The organism is Blastococcus sp. SYSU DS0552 (assembly GCF_054050815.1).
In genome coordinates this window covers 33213-47437 of sequence record NZ_JBJHAB010000016.1, presented here as the reverse complement: position 1 = coordinate 47437, position 14225 = coordinate 33213, and the positions used below count along the sequence as shown (strand labels likewise).

Annotated in this window: 14 protein-coding genes; 7 read left to right on the top strand and 7 right to left on the bottom strand. The window is 74.6% G+C overall.

Annotated elements, in window-relative coordinates; translation table 11 throughout:
• Positions 1-14 precede the first annotated feature (14 nt).
• The 3 genes from ACI8AG_RS15815 to pdhA are packed head-to-tail and all read right to left on the bottom strand — an operon-like array spanning position 15 to position 3710.
• Entirely contained in the window at positions 15-1589 is a 1575-nt protein-coding gene (locus ACI8AG_RS15815) for a dihydrolipoamide acetyltransferase family protein (RefSeq protein ID WP_456597799.1), read from the bottom strand.
• A gap of 1 nt (position 1590) precedes the next feature.
• On the bottom strand, positions 1591-2571 hold the full coding sequence (locus ACI8AG_RS15810; protein WP_456597798.1) for an alpha-ketoacid dehydrogenase subunit beta: 981 nt from the start codon (positions 2569-2571) through the stop codon (positions 1591-1593).
• Positions 2571-3710 carry a pyruvate dehydrogenase (acetyl-transferring) E1 component subunit alpha gene (gene pdhA, locus ACI8AG_RS15805; protein WP_456590091.1) on the bottom strand — a complete coding sequence of 380 codons (1140 nt, stop codon included), beginning with the start codon at positions 3708-3710 and terminating at the stop codon, positions 2571-2573. Before pdhA ends, ACI8AG_RS15810 begins: the two co-directional genes overlap by 1 nt.
• 216 nt (positions 3711-3926) lie before the next feature.
• On the opposite strand from pdhA, the gene ACI8AG_RS15800 reads away from it, so the two are divergent.
• From ACI8AG_RS15800 to ACI8AG_RS15790, 3 genes are read left to right on the top strand one after another with little or no spacing between them, the layout of a single operon-like run.
• Positions 3927-4406: an Lrp/AsnC family transcriptional regulator gene (locus tag ACI8AG_RS15800; protein WP_456590090.1), complete on the top strand. Its 480-nt coding sequence runs from the start codon at positions 3927-3929 to the stop codon at positions 4404-4406.
• 59 nt (positions 4407-4465) lie between these two features.
• Complete coding sequence (locus tag ACI8AG_RS15795) at positions 4466-4984, top strand: hypothetical protein (RefSeq protein WP_456597797.1); 519 nt, start codon at positions 4466-4468, stop codon at positions 4982-4984.
• A gap of 12 nt (positions 4985-4996) precedes the next feature.
• Positions 4997-5617: a pyridoxamine 5'-phosphate oxidase family protein gene (locus ACI8AG_RS15790; protein ID WP_456590088.1), complete on the top strand. Its 621-nt coding sequence runs from the start codon at positions 4997-4999 to the stop codon at positions 5615-5617.
• 71 nt (positions 5618-5688) lie between these two features.
• Here the strand turns inward: ACI8AG_RS15790 and ACI8AG_RS15785 are convergent, their stop codons facing one another.
• Both ACI8AG_RS15785 and ACI8AG_RS15780 read right to left on the bottom strand, forming a co-directional pair.
• Positions 5689-7011, bottom strand: coding sequence for a serine hydrolase domain-containing protein (locus ACI8AG_RS15785; RefSeq protein ID WP_456597796.1), 1323 nt, complete (start codon positions 7009-7011; stop codon positions 5689-5691).
• A gap of 35 nt (positions 7012-7046) precedes the next feature.
• On the bottom strand, positions 7047-7370 hold the full coding sequence (locus ACI8AG_RS15780) for a DUF3817 domain-containing protein (RefSeq protein WP_456597795.1): 324 nt from the start codon (positions 7368-7370) through the stop codon (positions 7047-7049).
• 112 nt (positions 7371-7482) lie between these two features.
• Between ACI8AG_RS15780 and ACI8AG_RS15775 the strand changes: the two genes are divergently transcribed.
• Positions 7483-8049 carry a hypothetical protein gene (locus tag ACI8AG_RS15775; protein ID WP_456590085.1) on the top strand — a complete coding sequence of 189 codons (567 nt, stop codon included), beginning with the start codon at positions 7483-7485 and terminating at the stop codon, positions 8047-8049.
• On the opposite strand, the gene ACI8AG_RS15770 is transcribed toward ACI8AG_RS15775, so the two are convergent.
• A complete protein-coding gene (locus ACI8AG_RS15770; protein WP_456597794.1) occupies positions 8019-9098 on the bottom strand; it encodes a C40 family peptidase in 1080 nt (359 codons plus the stop codon). The genes ACI8AG_RS15775 and ACI8AG_RS15770 overlap by 31 nt on opposite strands.
• 374 nt (positions 9099-9472) lie before the next feature.
• Here ACI8AG_RS15770 and ACI8AG_RS15765 point away from each other — a divergent pair, with 374 nt between their 5' ends.
• Together ACI8AG_RS15765 and ACI8AG_RS15760 are read left to right on the top strand one after the other, a co-directional pair.
• Positions 9473-9646 (top strand): hypothetical protein, encoded by a 174-nt coding sequence (locus ACI8AG_RS15765; protein ID WP_456590083.1) that lies wholly within the window; start codon positions 9473-9475, stop codon positions 9644-9646.
• A 9-nt stretch (positions 9647-9655) separates the two neighbouring features.
• On the top strand, positions 9656-10543 hold the full coding sequence (locus ACI8AG_RS15760) for a YhjD/YihY/BrkB family envelope integrity protein (RefSeq protein WP_456597793.1): 888 nt from the start codon (positions 9656-9658) through the stop codon (positions 10541-10543).
• On the opposite strand, the gene ACI8AG_RS15755 is transcribed toward ACI8AG_RS15760, so the two are convergent.
• Entirely contained in the window at positions 10484-12925 is a 2442-nt protein-coding gene (locus tag ACI8AG_RS15755) for a transglycosylase domain-containing protein (protein ID WP_456597792.1), read from the bottom strand. The two genes, ACI8AG_RS15760 and ACI8AG_RS15755, sit on opposite strands and share 60 nt — an antisense overlap.
• Before the next feature lie 183 nt (positions 12926-13108).
• Between ACI8AG_RS15755 and ACI8AG_RS15750 the strand changes: the two genes are divergently transcribed.
• The gene (locus ACI8AG_RS15750) at positions 13109-14119 is read left to right on the top strand and encodes a zinc-binding dehydrogenase (RefSeq protein WP_456597791.1); all 1011 of its coding nucleotides are present in this window, start codon (positions 13109-13111) and stop codon (positions 14117-14119) included.
• Positions 14120-14225 lie beyond the last annotated feature (106 nt).

Below are 14225 nucleotides of genomic sequence, written 5' to 3'. Positions count from 1 at the left end.
CGGGCGGCTCGCCGTCAGTAGGCCAGCGCGCTCCCCGGATCGTGCAGCAACGCGCCGACGTCGGCCAAGAACCGTGACCCGAGTTCGCCGTCGATGATCCGGTGGTCGAAGGAGAGCGCCAGCTGGGTGACCAGGCGGGGCTTCACCTTCCCCTTGTGCACCCACGGCATCTCCCGGACGGCGCCGAAGGCCAGGATCGCCGACTCCCCCGGGTTGAGGATCGGGGTACCGGTGTCCACGCCGAACACGCCGACGTTGGTGATCGTCATCGTCCCGCCGGTCATGTCCGCCGGTGCCGTGCGCCCGGCCCGGGCGGTCTCGGTGAGCTCGCCGAGGGCCGCGGCCAGCGCGGGCAGGGACAGCCGCCCGGCGTCCTTGATGTTGGGCACGATCAGCCCGCGCGGGGTCGCCGCGGCGATGCCGAGGTTCACCTGCCCGTGGACGACGATCTCCTGCGCCGCCTCGTCCCACGAGCTGTTGACCATCGGGTGCCGCCGCGCCGCGAGCAGCAGCGCCTTGGCCACGAACAGCAGCGGGCTCACCTTGACCTCGGCGAATTCTGGCCGTGCGGCCAGCCTGCTGCGCAGCTTCATCATCCGGGTGACGTCGACGGTGAGGAACTCGGTGACGTGCGGCGCGGTGAAGGCGCTGGCCACCATCGCGGCCGCGGTGGCCTTGCGGACCCCCTTGACCGGGATGCGCTGCTCCCCGCCGGTGGTCGCCACGGACGCCGGGGCCCCGGCGCCGTCGGAGCGCGCGGCCCCGGCGCCGTCGGAGCGCGCGGCGACGGCGGCGTCGGAGCGCGCGGCGACGGCGGCGTCGACGTCGGCCCGGGTGATGCAGCCACCCGCGCCGGAGCCGGAGATGGTCGCCAGATCCACGCCGAGGTCCTTGGCGTACTTGCGCACCGGCGGCTTGGCCAGCGGGCGGGGCCCCCGCCGGCCGGGCGCGGAGCCCTGGGCCGGGGCGGCGTCCTCGCGTCGCGCCGCGGCCTCGGCCTGCCGGCCGACCTCCAGCCCGCCGTGGCGCACCGGCTTGCTGCGCATGTCGGGGGCGGTGGCCAGCAGCGGCGGGCCGTCGTCGGAGGGCAGCGGGGGACGGTCGGCCCCGCCGGAGCCGTAGTCCGCGCCGGGCAGCCCGGTCGCCCGAGCGGCGGCCGGGGCGCCCGACCGGCGCGGGCGGCGGCGCGCCTCGGTGGTGCGGGGCCCGTAGCCGACCAGGACGGCGGTCCGCCCACCGGGGGCCGCCCCGCCGATCAGCCCGGCGGCCGGCTCCTCGCCGGCCGCCGATCCCTCGTCGGCGGGCGCCGCCGCTGGGGCGCTCCCGGCGGCGTCTCCCCCACCCACCCCGCCGACGTCGATGGTGATGATCGGCGCACCGACGTCGACCATCGTGCCGGCCTCGTGGAGCAGCTCGACAACGGTGCCGGCCCACGGCGAGGGCAGCTCGACGGCGGCCTTCGCCGTCTCCACCTCGCACAGCGGCTGGTTGACCGTGATGGTGTCGCCGACCTGCACCAGCCACTGCAGGATCTCGCCCTCGGTGAGCCCCTCACCGACGTCGGGGAGCTTGAACTGACGCTGCGCCATCTCAGAACTCCATCGCGCGGTCGACGGCGTCCAGCACCCGGTCGAGGTCGGGGAGGTACTCCTCCTCGAGCTTCGACGGCGGGTAGGGGGTGTCGAAGCCCCCGACCCGCAGCACCGGCGCCTCCAGGGAGTGGAAGCAGGCCTCGGTCACCCGCGCGGCGATCTCCGCGCCGAGACCGAGGGTGACCGGCGCCTCGTGCACGACGACGCAGCGACCGGTCCGCCGCACGCTCTCGAACACCGGCTCCAGGTCCAGCGGCGACACCGTGCGCAGGTCGACGACCTCCAGCGACCGCCCCTCCTCCTCGACGGCCTTCGCCGCCTGCAGCGCCGTCTTCACCATCGGGCCGTAGGCCAGCACGGTGACGTCGTCGCCGCCACGGACGACGCGGGAGGCGAACAGCGGGTCCGGGGCGGCGTCGGTGTCGACCTCCGCCTTCTCCCAGTACCGCCGCTTGGGCTCGAGGAAGACGATCGGGTCGGGGTGGGCGATCGCCTGCTGGATGCCCCAGTAGGCGTCGACCGGGTTGCTGACCGCGACCACCTTGAGCCCCGCGGTGTGCGCGAAGTAGGCCTCGGGGCTCTCGCTGTGGTGCTCGACCGCCCCGATGCCGCCACCGAAGGGGATGCGGATGACGATCGGCATCGGCAGCCGGCCCTTCGAGCGGGCGTGCATCTTGGCGACCTGGGTGACGATCTGGTTGTAGGCGGGGAAGACGAAGCCGTCGAACTGGATCTCGCAGACCGGCCGGTAGCCGCGCATGGCCAGGCCGACCGCGGTGCCGAGGATCCCGGCCTCGGCGAGCGGCGTGTCGACGACGCGGGCCTCGCCGAAGTCCTTCTGCAGGCCGTCGGTGATGCGGAAGACCCCGCCGAGCTTGCCGATGTCCTCGCCCATGAGCACGACCTTGGCGTCGTCCTCCATGGCGCGGCGCAGGCCGAGGTTGAGCGCCTTGCCGATCGTGAGCGTCTCGGTGGCCATCAGTGCTCGCTCCCCTCGAAGCTCGCCTGGTACGCGACGAACTCCTCGCGCTGGGTGGCCAGCCACGGGGTCTGCTCGGCGTAGACGGAGTCGAACATCGCCGTCGGCTCGGGATCGGGCATGTCGACGGTGCCGCTGCGGATCCGCTCGGCCAGCTCGTCGGCCTCGCGCTCGACGGAGTCGAAGAACGCCGCGTCGGCCTTCTCCGAGCGGGACAGGTGCGCCTTCAGCCGCGCGATCGGGTCGCGCAGCTTCCACTCCTCCAGCTCGCTGGCCAGCCGGTAGCGGGTGGGGTCGTCGGAGGTGGTGTGCGCGCCCATGCGGTAGGTGAACGCCTCGATGAAGGTCGGGCCCTGCCCTTCGCGGGCGGCCTGCAGCGCCTGCCGGGTCACGGCCAGGACGGCGAGGACGTCGTTGCCGTCGACCCGGACGCCGGGGAAGCCGAAGCCGGCCGCGCGCTGGTACAGCGGCACCCGCGACTGCCGTTCCAGCGGGACGCTGATGGCGTACTGGTTGTTCTGGCAGAAGAAGACGACGGGGGCGGAGAAGCTGGCCGCCCAGATCATCGCCTCGTTGACCTCCCCCTGGCTGGTGGCGCCGTCACCGAGGAAGGCCAGCGCCGCGCTCTCGGCACCGTCGCGCTGCAGGCCCATGGCGTAGCCGGTGGCGTGCAGGGTCTGCGCGCCGATGACCACGGTGTAGAGGTTGAAGCCGGTGGCCACGGGGTCCCAGCCGCCGTTGTCGACGCCCCGGAACAGGCTGATGACGTGCAGCGGGTCGACACCGCGGGTCCAGGCGACGCCGTGCTCGCGGTAGGTCGGGAACGCCATGTCGGTGGCGGCCAGCGCGCGGCCGGCGCCGATCTGCGCGGCCTCCTGACCGAGCAGCGAGGCCCAGATGCCGAGCTCGCCCTGCCGCTGCAGCGCGGTGGCCTCGACGTCCCACCGGCGCACCAGGGCGAGATCGCGGTAGAGGTCCCGCAGCTCCTCGTCGGTGATCTCCAGGGAGTAGCCGGGGTGCTCGACCCGGTCGCCCTCCGGTGTGAGCAGCTGGACCAGCTCGGACCGCTGCGGCAGGTGGGGCGCGGCGGCCCCCGGGACGGGGTCGACCATCTCCGTGGTCTCTGGCAACGCTGTCACCGGTCGCACTCCTCGCCGTCGGCCACCGCCGCCGGGGTCACCGGCGACGCGGTGGTGCTGGACGTTCCAGCCGCCGGATGTGGCGGCCCTCACACATCCTGGCACGACCTGCCCGCCGATGACCAGCCCTGATGCGCATCGATCTGCGCAGGCGCAGTGAAGTAGATTGCGCAGAAAGCTCGCCCAGGGTGGCGTCCAGCTGTCAGACTGCGCAGCGTGCCCGAGATCGATGCCACCGATGCTCGGCTGCTGCTCGCGCTGACCGAGGACCCGCGGGCGAGCGTCATGGCGTTGTCGCAACGGCTGGGCCTGGCCCGGAACACGGTGCAGGCCCGGCTGGCCCGGCTGGAGAGCAACGGGGTGCTCGGCCCGCTGGACCAGCGGGTCCGCCCGGAGGCGCTGGGCCACCGGCTGGCCGCCTACATGTCGGTGCAGGTGGCGCAGCGCGGGCTGGCCGAGGTCAGCGACGCACTGGCCGCCCTGCCGGAGGTCCTCGAGGTGACCGGCCTGTCGGGCGCCACGGACCTGCTGGTGCACGTGGTGGCGACCGACGCCGACCACCTGTGGCGGATCACCGAGGCGGTCCTGGCCATCCCCGGCGTCCAGCGGGTGGACACCGCGCTCGCCATGCGCCGGTTCCTGGAGCGGCGCGTGGGCCCGCTGCTGCGCCGCGCCGCCGGCCCCCCGCCCGGCTGATCCGCCCGTACCGGCGGCCCGCCGGTGTGCCGCCGGGACGTGCGGGTACCGGGCGGCACATGACGAAGAAGACCCCGTTCGGCGTGGCGGGCAAGGGCAAGCGCGGCATCAGCACGCTGGGCTGGGCGCTGCGGGGAGCGGCCGCCGGCGCGGCGGGCACCACCGCGCTGAACGCCGTCACGTACCTGGACATGGTGGTGCGCGGCCGCGGCAGCAGCTCCACCCCCGAGCAGACCGTCGAGAAGCTCGCGGAGACGGCGCACGTGCTCATTCCCGGCGACGACCAGACCCGGCAGAACCGCCTCCAGGGACTCGGCCCGATGACGGGCATCGTGGCCGGCGTCGGGGTGGGCGTGGTCGGCGGGCTGGCCCGGGCGTCGGGCCTGCTGTCGTCGAAGCCGGTCGGCACGCTGCTGACCGGGCTGGGCGCGATGGTCGCGGGGAACGGGCCGATGACGGTGCTCGGCGTCACCGACCCCCGCACGTGGTCGACGACGGACTGGCTCAGCGACCTGGTGCCGCACCTGGCGTACGGCCTCGTCGTCAAGAACACCATCGACGCCTTCGACCGCCCGTGACAGGGTCCGGTCGTGGAGGAGATCACGACCGAGGCAGAGCTGCGCGCCCTCCTCGGGGAGCCGGCCCCCGCCGCCGTGGCCAAGGAACGCACGGCGCTGCACGAGTTCGACCGGCAGTGGCTGGCCGCCTCCCCCTTCTGCCTGGTCGCGACCAGCGCGGCGGACGGCACGTGCGACGTCTCGCCGAAGGGTGACCCGCCCGGCTTCACGCTCGTCCTCGACGACCGGACCATCGCGATCCCCGAGCGGGCCGGCAACCGCCGCGCGGACGGCTTCCGCAACATCCTGGCCAACCCGCACGTCGGCCTGGTCTACCTGCTGCCGGGGCGGGGCGACACCCTCCGGATCAACGGACGGGCCCGCCTCGTCCGCGACGACGTCCTGCTCGGGCGCATGGTGGTGCAGGGGCACCGCCCGGTGCTGGCCATGGTCGTCGAGGTCGAGCAGGTGTTCCACCACTGCGCCAAGGCGTTCCTCCGCTCCGGGCTCTGGGAACCGGACACCTGGGGAGCCCACGACGTGCCGTCCCGGCCCCGGATCGCGCAGGCCCTCGAGCGCCGCGGCGAGCGGCTGGAGGACATCGAGCGCTACTACGGGGAGCAGTACACGGCGGGCCTCTACCCGACCGGCTGATCCCCCCGGGCATAGGAAGCTCTACCTACGAATTCAGGACCAGAACCGTAGGCATAGCTTCCTTTGCCCGGTCAGCGCCAGCCGCGCTCGTCGACGCCCCCCGGCACCGGGGCGGCCGGGTCGTAGGGCGTGCGGGTGAAGACGAACGTGTCCAGGTCCAGGTGGTCGGCGGCGATGCGCAGCGTCTCCCCGGCGAAGTAGCCGTCCAGCCCGCGCCAGGTGCCGTCGGCCGCCGGGGCGAACCGGCTCGCCCGGCCGGACCGCCCGGGCAGCGGGCCCAGGTGCAGCAGGCCGCCGGCGACCGACCGGAGGACGTAGGGGGCAGGGCCCCAGAACCAGACGCCGAGGTCCTCAAGCGGCACCGGCGACGGCGCGGGTGCCCACGGCTCGACGATGCGCGGCTCGGCGGCACGCAGGTCGGCCAGGAGCCCGAACACCAGCGGATCGAGGCCGCTGGTGGTGTTGGCCAGCGACACCGCGCCCGCCTGCTCCTCCCGGTCGACGAACACCCCGGCGAGGAAGCCGGGCATCGAGCCGCCGTGCCCGACCAGCGTCCGCCCGTCCACGCGCAGCACCTGCACGCCCAGCCCGTAGGCCGACCAGCCCGGCGCGGAGGAGTCCACGCCGGCGGGCACCGTCATCTCCTCCAGCGTTGCCGGGTCGAGCACGTCGCCGGTGTCGCCGAGCAGGAACGCGGCGAACCGGCCCAGATCGGTCAGCGTCGCCCACAGCTGCCCCGCGGCGGCCATCACGCCGGCGTGGTGCTCGGGCTCGGGCAGCACGACGTCGGCCCACGGATGCACCGCACGGCCCTCGGCGGCCGGCGCGACCGGTCGCGGCGTGGTGCGGGCCATGCCGAGCGGGGCGAGCACCTCGGCGGTGACGGCGTCGTCCCAGCTGCGGCCGCGCAGCCGCGTGACGAGCTCACCGAGCAGGCCGAAACCGAGGTTGGAGTAGTGGAACCGCCGCGCGGCGCCGAGGACGACGTCGGTCTCCGCCAGGCCCAGGTCGTCGAGGGAGCCACCCGGGGTGCGCTCCCACCAGCCGCCGGGGCTCTCGGCCGAGGCGCCGGCGAGGTGGGAGAGCAGCTGGCCGACCGTGCGGTCGCCGAGCGGCGTCCCGGGCAGGTGCCGCTCCAGCGGGTCGTCCAGCCCCAGCCGGCCCTCGTCGCGCAGCCGCATGACCACGACCGCCGTCACCGTCTTGCTGATCGACCCGAGCCGGTACTGGACGTCGGTGTGCGGGCCGGGCACCTCGCCGCGGCCGGCCGACCAGGCCAGGCCGCCGTCGCGGACGACGCCCGCGACCAGGCCGGGGGCCCGGCCGTCGCGCTGGACCCGAGCGGTGCGGGCGAGCAGGAGTCGGGCGGTGCCGGGGAGGACGGGCTCGGGCATGCCGGCGACCGTAGCGACCGGCACCCGGCGCGGGATCAGGCGGTCAGTGCGTCCCGCGTGGGCAGCACACCGGAGCGGGTGGCCCACCGCTCGAACCAGACCGTGGCCAGCGGCGGCACCGACGCGGCGAGGGCCAGGACCGTGGTGGGCAGCGACCAGCGCAGCACCCGGGCCGTGACGAGCGCGACGAGGACGTAGACGACGAAGACCCCGCCGTGGATGGGCCCGAACACCTGCACGCCGACCTCGGAGGTCTGCAGCACCCACTTGACGAACATCCCGGCCAGCAGGCCGACCCAGGTGATCGCCTCGGCGATGGCGACGAGGCGGAAGGCGGTGGTGACGGTGCACGGGTTCAACGGACGTCCTCGGGTCGGCGGGCTCTGCGGTCGTCAACGACCGGGCGGGGCGCGGGGTCCCCGCGCCGGGTGTGACGTACGCGGCACCGGCCGCGGTGGCAGGGTCGGCGTCGTGCGCGGACTGGCCCGGCGGGAGTTCTGCCTGGTGCTGCTGCGCCGGATGGCCGATCTCCGCCCCGATCTCACCGCCGCGGCGCTGCCACGGCTGGGCGCGACCCGGGCGGAGGCGCACGCGGCGCACACCCGCTGGCAGGCGCTGCAGCACTCGCGCCGGGCACCCCGCGGGCTGGCCCTGCGCTCCGCGGTCCTCGGCCCGCCCGAGGAGCTGGAGGACCGCCGCGTCGGCGACCTCGACATCCAGGTGCGGCGCTGGCCGCTGCCGCTGTGGCCGCACCTGTGGTGGGAGGTGGTCAGCGGGCCCGGTGGCGCGGTGCTCCACGAGCAGCTCGCCCGCGCGCCGGGCTCACCGGTGCCGGCGGCCCGCCCGCACCGGCTGCTGGTGTGGGAGCACGTGCTCGACGACGTCGTCGGGCTGCCGGGTGCGCGCGGCCTCGACCCGGGGGTGCCGACCCGCGCGGAGGTGCGCCTCCCCGGCGGGGTGCGCGCGGTCTTCGTGTGGGGCCTGCTGCAGCAGGTCACCCGGCACGATCAGCCGGCGATGCGCCGGGCCCCGCTGTAGCCGCCCATCGAGTCGATGCTCGCCACCTTGACGACGTCGCCCGACGTGGGCGCATGCACCATCTGGCCGTCACCGATGTAGATACCCACGTGGCTGACCGGGCTGTAGAAGAACACGAGGTCACCCGGGCGCAGCTGGTCGCGGGAGACCGACTGGCCGGTGGCTGCCTGGTTCCGGCTGGCGCGCGGTAGCGAGATGCCGGCCGCCCGGTAGGCGTAGGAGGTGAGCCCCGAGCAGTCGAAGGCGCTGGGCCCCGTGGCCGCCCACACGTAGGGCTTCCCACGCTGGGCCATGGCGGTGTCCACGGCGATCTGCGCCGCCTCGCTGTCGGCCACCACGGGCGCGGACGGCGCCGGCGCAGCGGGCTCCCGGTCGTCGCGGCTGGCCCGCTGCGACTCGGTGCCGCGCTCCTCGGCGTGGTGCGCCTGGGCCACCGCCTGGCGCTCCTGGGCGCTGAGCTGGTCGAACTGCGCGCGGAACTCGTCGACCTGCGCCTGCAGGTCGGCCTGCTGCCCGGCGACGGCGTCGTAGGCGGCCTGCGCCTGGACCGCGGCCTCGTGCGCGGTGGCCTGGGCCTGCGCGGCGGCCACGTTGGCCTCGGCGGCGCGGGCGAGGACGACACCCTGGTGGCCGGAGATCGTCTCCAGCGTGGCCACGCGGGTGACGAACTCGTCGGCCGAGCTGCTGGTGAGCAGCGCCTGGAAGGAGCCCAGCCCCTCACCGGTCCAGGCGCTGCGCGCGATGCCGCGGACCGCCTCCTGGGCGCGGGCCAGGTCGGCGGTGGCCTGCGCCAGCTGTGCGGCAGCGGCCTCCGCGGCCGCCTGCTGGCCCGTCAGCGCGTCGCGCGCCTCGTTGAACCGCTCGGTGACGACCTCGAGCTGGTGGCCGCGCTCGGCGACCAGCCGGGCGGCCTCGGCCGAGGTTGCGGGGGAGCCGGGATCCGCGGCCGCCGGGACCGTGGCGAGGAGGATGCCGACGGTGCCGGCCAGGGCCAGCCCCACCCGTCCGGCGGTGCGGCGGCGAGCGGGCGTGCGCAGGGGGGTCGCCATGGTGCGGCGGCTCTCCGATCTCATCCACGGCCGCCTGCCGGGGGCCCGGCCGGGCACGCGCGGGCACGCCGGGACGGAGGGGTCCGTCCCACCTGCGTGCCGCAGCGTTGCCTGCCGGCACCCGCGCCTGTGCGGGTGCCCGGTTCGCTCGACGGCGCCCGGCGGAGGTCACTCGGTAGTGACAGAAAGCCCCGACGGACACACTCACCGTAGGCGGCGTGACCCGGTCGTGACAATGCCCGTAACGACATTCGTGTAGTTCTCCTGCGCGTCCTGTCACAACCGTCCCAGCCACCTGCGCGTTCGCTCCGCAGGGGCGGTGGACGCCCCGCCGGGTCCGTTTCGGCACGGCTCCGCGGGACCACTACCGGTGGATGGACATCCGGAAGCCCCTCCTACTGCTCGCGCTCGCCGGGTCGCTGGTCGCCTGCGGCGACAACACCGACATCCAGCGCGGGGAGACGAACTGCGACGCCAGCGGTGAGCAGGCGGACAACCCGCACGACGCCAGCTGCGAGGAGACCGGCTCCAACACCGGCACCGACTGACCCGCACGCGTGGGCTGGTTCTCCCGGGCCGTCGCCTGGCTGCGCGACCTGGCCCGGGGCGTACGCGCCCGGCTGCGGGGACGCGACCTCATGCTGATCGCCGCGGGGCTCACCTTCTACGCCGGCATCGCCGTCGTGCCGCTGCTGCTGCTGGCGTTCGGTCTGACCTCCTGGCTCACCTCCCCCGAGCGGGTGCACGCCCTCGGCGAGCGGCTGGCCGAGCTGCTGCCCGGCGCGCTCGACGCACCGACCGCCGTGACCCGCCTGGTCGACGCCGGCACGGGCCTGGACCCGCTCGGCGCGCTGCTGGCGCTGCTGCCCATGTCCTTCTACGGCGAGGGTCTCCGGCGCGCGCTGCTGCGCTTCGGCTCCCGGCACGAGGGGATGACCGGCTGGCGCGGCAGGCTGGCCGCTCTGCCGCTGCTGCTGATCACCCCGGTGCTGCTGTACCCGCTGCTGCTGGCGGCCGGGCAGATGGCCGACCTCGCCGACCGCGGCGGGGTGGCCGCCGTCGTCGGGCAGGTGGCCCTCGGCTACTACGCGGTACTGGCCGCCCTCACCCTGCCGCTGGCCTGGGGGTTCCGGGTCGTCGGGGGAGGTCGCGTGCGGTGGCCGGCGCTGATGGTGGGCGCGCTGTTCACCGCCGCCTGCCTGTCCGGCTTCCTGCAGGGCTTCGTGCTGTTCCTGGCGCTGCCGCTGGACCTGGGCGCGCCGTTCGGCGACATCGACGTCGTCGGTGGGGTCGCGGCGCTCGGCGTGTGGCTGTTCCTCCTGCACCTGGTGGTGCTGCTCGGCTGGCTGGCCACCCAGGAGCTCGACGAGCGGCTGAAGCGGCGGTCAGCGCCGCGGCGGGGACCGGTAGGGGGACCGGTCGAGCCAGGTCCCGGTCTCGCCTAGCGTCGGCTCGTCCGGGGTCGGGGATCCGCCGGTCCCGGTGTCCGGCTCCGCCACGACCGGCGGCGTGGACGGCGGGGGCGTGGACGGCGGGGACGTGGACGGCGGGGGCGTGGACGGCGGGGGCGCCGGCACCGGCTCGGGAGCGGGCGGGGGCGGGGGCGGCGGCACGTAGCGGGAGCCGTTGCTCACCAGGATCGAGACGACCTGCCCCCGCACCGCCCGGCCGCCGGCCGGCGGACTCGTGCTCACGAGCTCCCCGTCGGCCAGGTCGCTGTCCACCCGCACCACGACGTCGAGGAAACCGGCGTCGCCGAGCACCTCCTGGCAGGCGAACGGATCACCGCAGGACGGCACCCGGATCGTGTTGCCCCGCACCACCGCGGGATCCGCGGGCGGGAAGTCGCTGCTGCCCCGGGCGCCGAGCACCGGCGCCATGGCGTCGTGCCAGATGGTGGCGCCCTTGCCGCCCCCGAAGCCCCCGACGTCCTCGGCCTCCTTGGGGTTGAACACCATCACGCTGGCGGCGATCTCCGGGGTGTACCCGACGAACGCCACCGAGACGTTGTCCTGGGTGGTGCCGGTCTTCCCCGCGATCTGGTGGCCCGGCACGTACGCCCGCCGGCCGGTCTGGCCGCCGTAGCCCGGCTCGACGTCCTTGCGCAGCATCTGGTTGAGCGTGTTCGCCACCCCGGACGGGATCGCCTCGGGGGTGCAGCGGTCGCCGTCCACGAGCGGCTCGCCGTCCGCACCCAGGACGGGCTCCCCGTTCCGGTCGAGCAGCCCGGTGACCGGGACGACGTCGCACCGGGTGCCCGAGGCCGCGAGCGTCGAGTAGGCGCTGGCCAGCCCCAGCGGGCTCGTCGCGTCGGGCCCGAAGGCGAACGAGCCGTTGTTCTCGTCGATCGTGCGCTGCGCCAGGCCCCGGGGGCCGTGGGCGTAGAGACCCATGCGCTCGGCCATGCGCACCGGCTCCTCGACGCTGCCGAGGGCGTCCTCGAGGGCCAGGAAGTAGGTGTTGGAGGACTGGTAGAGCGCGGTCGTGAGGTCCAGCGAGGCCCGGTAGCTCCCGGCGTTCCGAACCCGGTAGGGCCCGCCGTCGGCCTGGTAGACGCGCGAGTAGTACGGGTTGGGGGCGGTCAGCGTGTACTCGGTCGAGTAGCCGCGGGCCAGCGCGGCGGCCGCCACGAACACCTTGTACGTGGACCCGGCGCCCCGACTGGGCAGCGCGTTGAGGTTGACCGACTCCTGCCGCTCGTCGTGCTCGTCGTGGCCGAAGATGCGGTTGACGCTCATCGCCAGCAGGTGGCCGGTGCCCGGCTCCACCGCGGTGAAGGTGGCCGCCAGCGAGCTCTCCAGCGGCTGGTTGGCCAGCACGGCGGCGTCGCCGGCGCGCTGCAGGTCGGCGTCCAGCGTGGTCTGGACGACGTAGCCGTTGCGCTCGAGATCGTCCTGGGTGAGCCCGAGCTCCTCGATCAGGTACCGCTGGACGAAGTCGCAGACGTAGGCGCCCACGGACGCCTCGACGCAGCCGCGGCGCGGCGCGGGAGCGGGAGCCAGGTCGAGCGGGGCGGCCTCGGCCTCGGCCTGCTGCTCCGGACTGATGTAGCCCTGCTCGGCCATACGGGCCAGCACCTGGTTGCGCCGGACGGTCGCGCCCTCGGGGTCGGTGAACGGGTCGTGGTCGGACGGGCTCTGCACCAGGCCGGCCAACAGGGCCGCCTGGGGCAGGGTCAGCTCGGCGGCGTCGACGCCGAAGAAGGCCTGGGCCGCGGGCTGCACGCCGTAGGCGTTGCGCCCGAAGTAGACGATGTTCAGGTAGCGGGTGAGCAGCTCGTCCTTGCTGTAGGTGGACTCCATCGCCAGCGCCAGCCGGGCCTCGCGCAGCTTGCGGCCGAAGGTCTTCTCGATGGCGGCGTCGCGGTCGGCCGGGGTCCGCGCGGACTGCAGCAGGGTCTGCTTCACCAGCTGCTGGGTGAGCGTGGACCCGCCTTCCTCCACCTCCCCGGCGGCGATGTTGGTGACCAGAGCACGCGCTGTGCCCTGCACGTCCAGACCGCCGTGGTCGTAGAAGCGCGCGTCCTCCACGGCCACCAGCGCCTGCCGCATCACCTCGGCGATCCGGTCGAACGTCACCGGGTCGCGGTTCTCCCGGTAGAACGAGGTGATCACCTCGCCGTTGGCCGCGAGCATCACGCTGTTGCGGGCCGGCACCTCGACGGAGAACTCCTCCGGCGGCTCGCCCAGCAGAGCCGAGGAGCTCTGCGCGGCCAGGGCAGGCCCGCCGACCCACGGCAGCAGCAACCCGGCCAGCAGCACCCCGGCCAGCAGGATGGCGCCCGCCAGCGTGAGCAGGGTGCGACCGGTCCCCGTGCGCGACTCCATGACCCTCCCCACGACAGAAAGCCCAGCTCAGCAGGGAAGATCACCGATGACAACCACCCGCGCGGGGGTACGGCCACCGGAACCGTCCCGTCCGTCACCGGGGACCCGCCCGCCCCACCGGCTCCTCCGGTCGCGGGGCGGGCCCGGTTCGTCGGCGCGGTGCCCACGGCGTTGGATGGGGGCATGCCTGATTCGATGCTGGCCGGCCGGCTGAACGTGCGCACCCGTGACTTCGTGGTCAAGGAGGTGCCCAAGCCGACGCCCGGCCCCGGCGAGGTGCTCATCCGGGTCGCCGCGGCCGGCATCTGCCTCTCCGACGTCCACCTCATCGAGGGGCAGCTGTCCCCGCTGTTCCTCGCCGGCGACGAGGTGACCCTCGGCCACGAGGTGGCCGGCACCGTCGCCGACCTGGGTGACGGGGTGAGCGGACTGGCCGAGGGCCAGCGGGTGCTGCTGCAGGCCGGGGAGGAGAAGGACGGCTGGGTGCACACCCGCGGCGTCGACTACGACGGCGGCTGGGCGCAGTACGCCCTGGCCACCGCCGGAACGGTCGTACCCATCCCGGACGACCTGCCGCTGGAGCAGGCGTGCATCGTGCCCGACGCGGTCTCCACCCCGTGGGCCTCGATCGTGCGGACGGCGCAGGTGCGGCCGGCCCAGCCCGTCGGCGTCTGGGGCATCGGCGGGCTGGGCGCGCACGCGGTGCAGCTGCTCCGCCTGGCCGGGGCCGCGCCGATCGTCGCCGTCGACCCCGTCCCGGCCGCCCGGCAGCGGGCCCTGGACTTCGGCGCTGACCTCGCGCTCTCCCCCGAGGACGACATCGCCGGCCGCGTCCGCGAACTCACCGGCGGGCCCGGCCTGGCGTACGCGTTCGACTTCGCCGGGGTGGAGGCGGTGCGCGAACAGGCGGTGCGCTGCCTCGAGCGCGACGGCGGCCTGGTGCTGGTGGGCCTCACCGACCAGCCGCTGTCCATCCGCAACGGCACCCAGTTCAGCTACTTCGGCCAGCGGATCCTCGGCCACTACGGCTCCGAGCCCGGTCACGTCGTCGAGCTGGTGAACCTGATCCGCCACCACCGGCTGGACCTGTCGCGGTCGATCTCCGGCACGCTGTCCCTCGCCGACGCCGCTGAGGGCGTGGAGCGGCTGGCGCACAAGCAGGGCGACCCCATCCGGCTGGTCATCACGCCCTGAGCACGGCTCAGCAGTCGGACGGACGAGTCCACCTGTCAGCGGCCGGGGAGCCGGCCCATGAGCTCGGGCACGTGCACCAGCCGGGTCCAGCCGCTCCGACGCACGT

Excerpts from the sequence above, each read along its gene's own strand:
- ACI8AG_RS15750 (WP_456597791.1), top strand. The coding sequence starts at position 13,109 with ATGCCTGATTCGATGCTGGCCGGCCGGCTGAACGTGCGCACCCGTGAC.
- ACI8AG_RS15810 (WP_456597798.1), bottom strand. The coding sequence starts at position 2,571 with ATGGCCACCGAGACGCTCACGATCGGCAAGGCGCTCAACCTCGGCCTG.
- ACI8AG_RS15785 (WP_456597796.1), bottom strand. The coding sequence starts at position 7,011 with ATGCCCGAGCCCGTCCTCCCCGGCACCGCCCGACTCCTGCTCGCCCGC.
- ACI8AG_RS15765 (WP_456590083.1), top strand. The coding sequence starts at position 9,473 with ATGGACATCCGGAAGCCCCTCCTACTGCTCGCGCTCGCCGGGTCGCTG.
- ACI8AG_RS15770 (WP_456597794.1), bottom strand. The coding sequence starts at position 9,098 with ATGGCGACCCCCCTGCGCACGCCCGCTCGCCGCCGCACCGCCGGACGG.
- ACI8AG_RS15755 (WP_456597792.1), bottom strand. The coding sequence starts at position 12,925 with ATGGAGTCGCGCACGGGGACCGGTCGCACCCTGCTCACGCTGGCGGGC.
- ACI8AG_RS15815 (WP_456597799.1), bottom strand. The coding sequence starts at position 1,589 with ATGGCGCAGCGTCAGTTCAAGCTCCCCGACGTCGGTGAGGGGCTCACC.
- ACI8AG_RS15795 (WP_456597797.1), top strand. The coding sequence starts at position 4,466 with ATGACGAAGAAGACCCCGTTCGGCGTGGCGGGCAAGGGCAAGCGCGGC.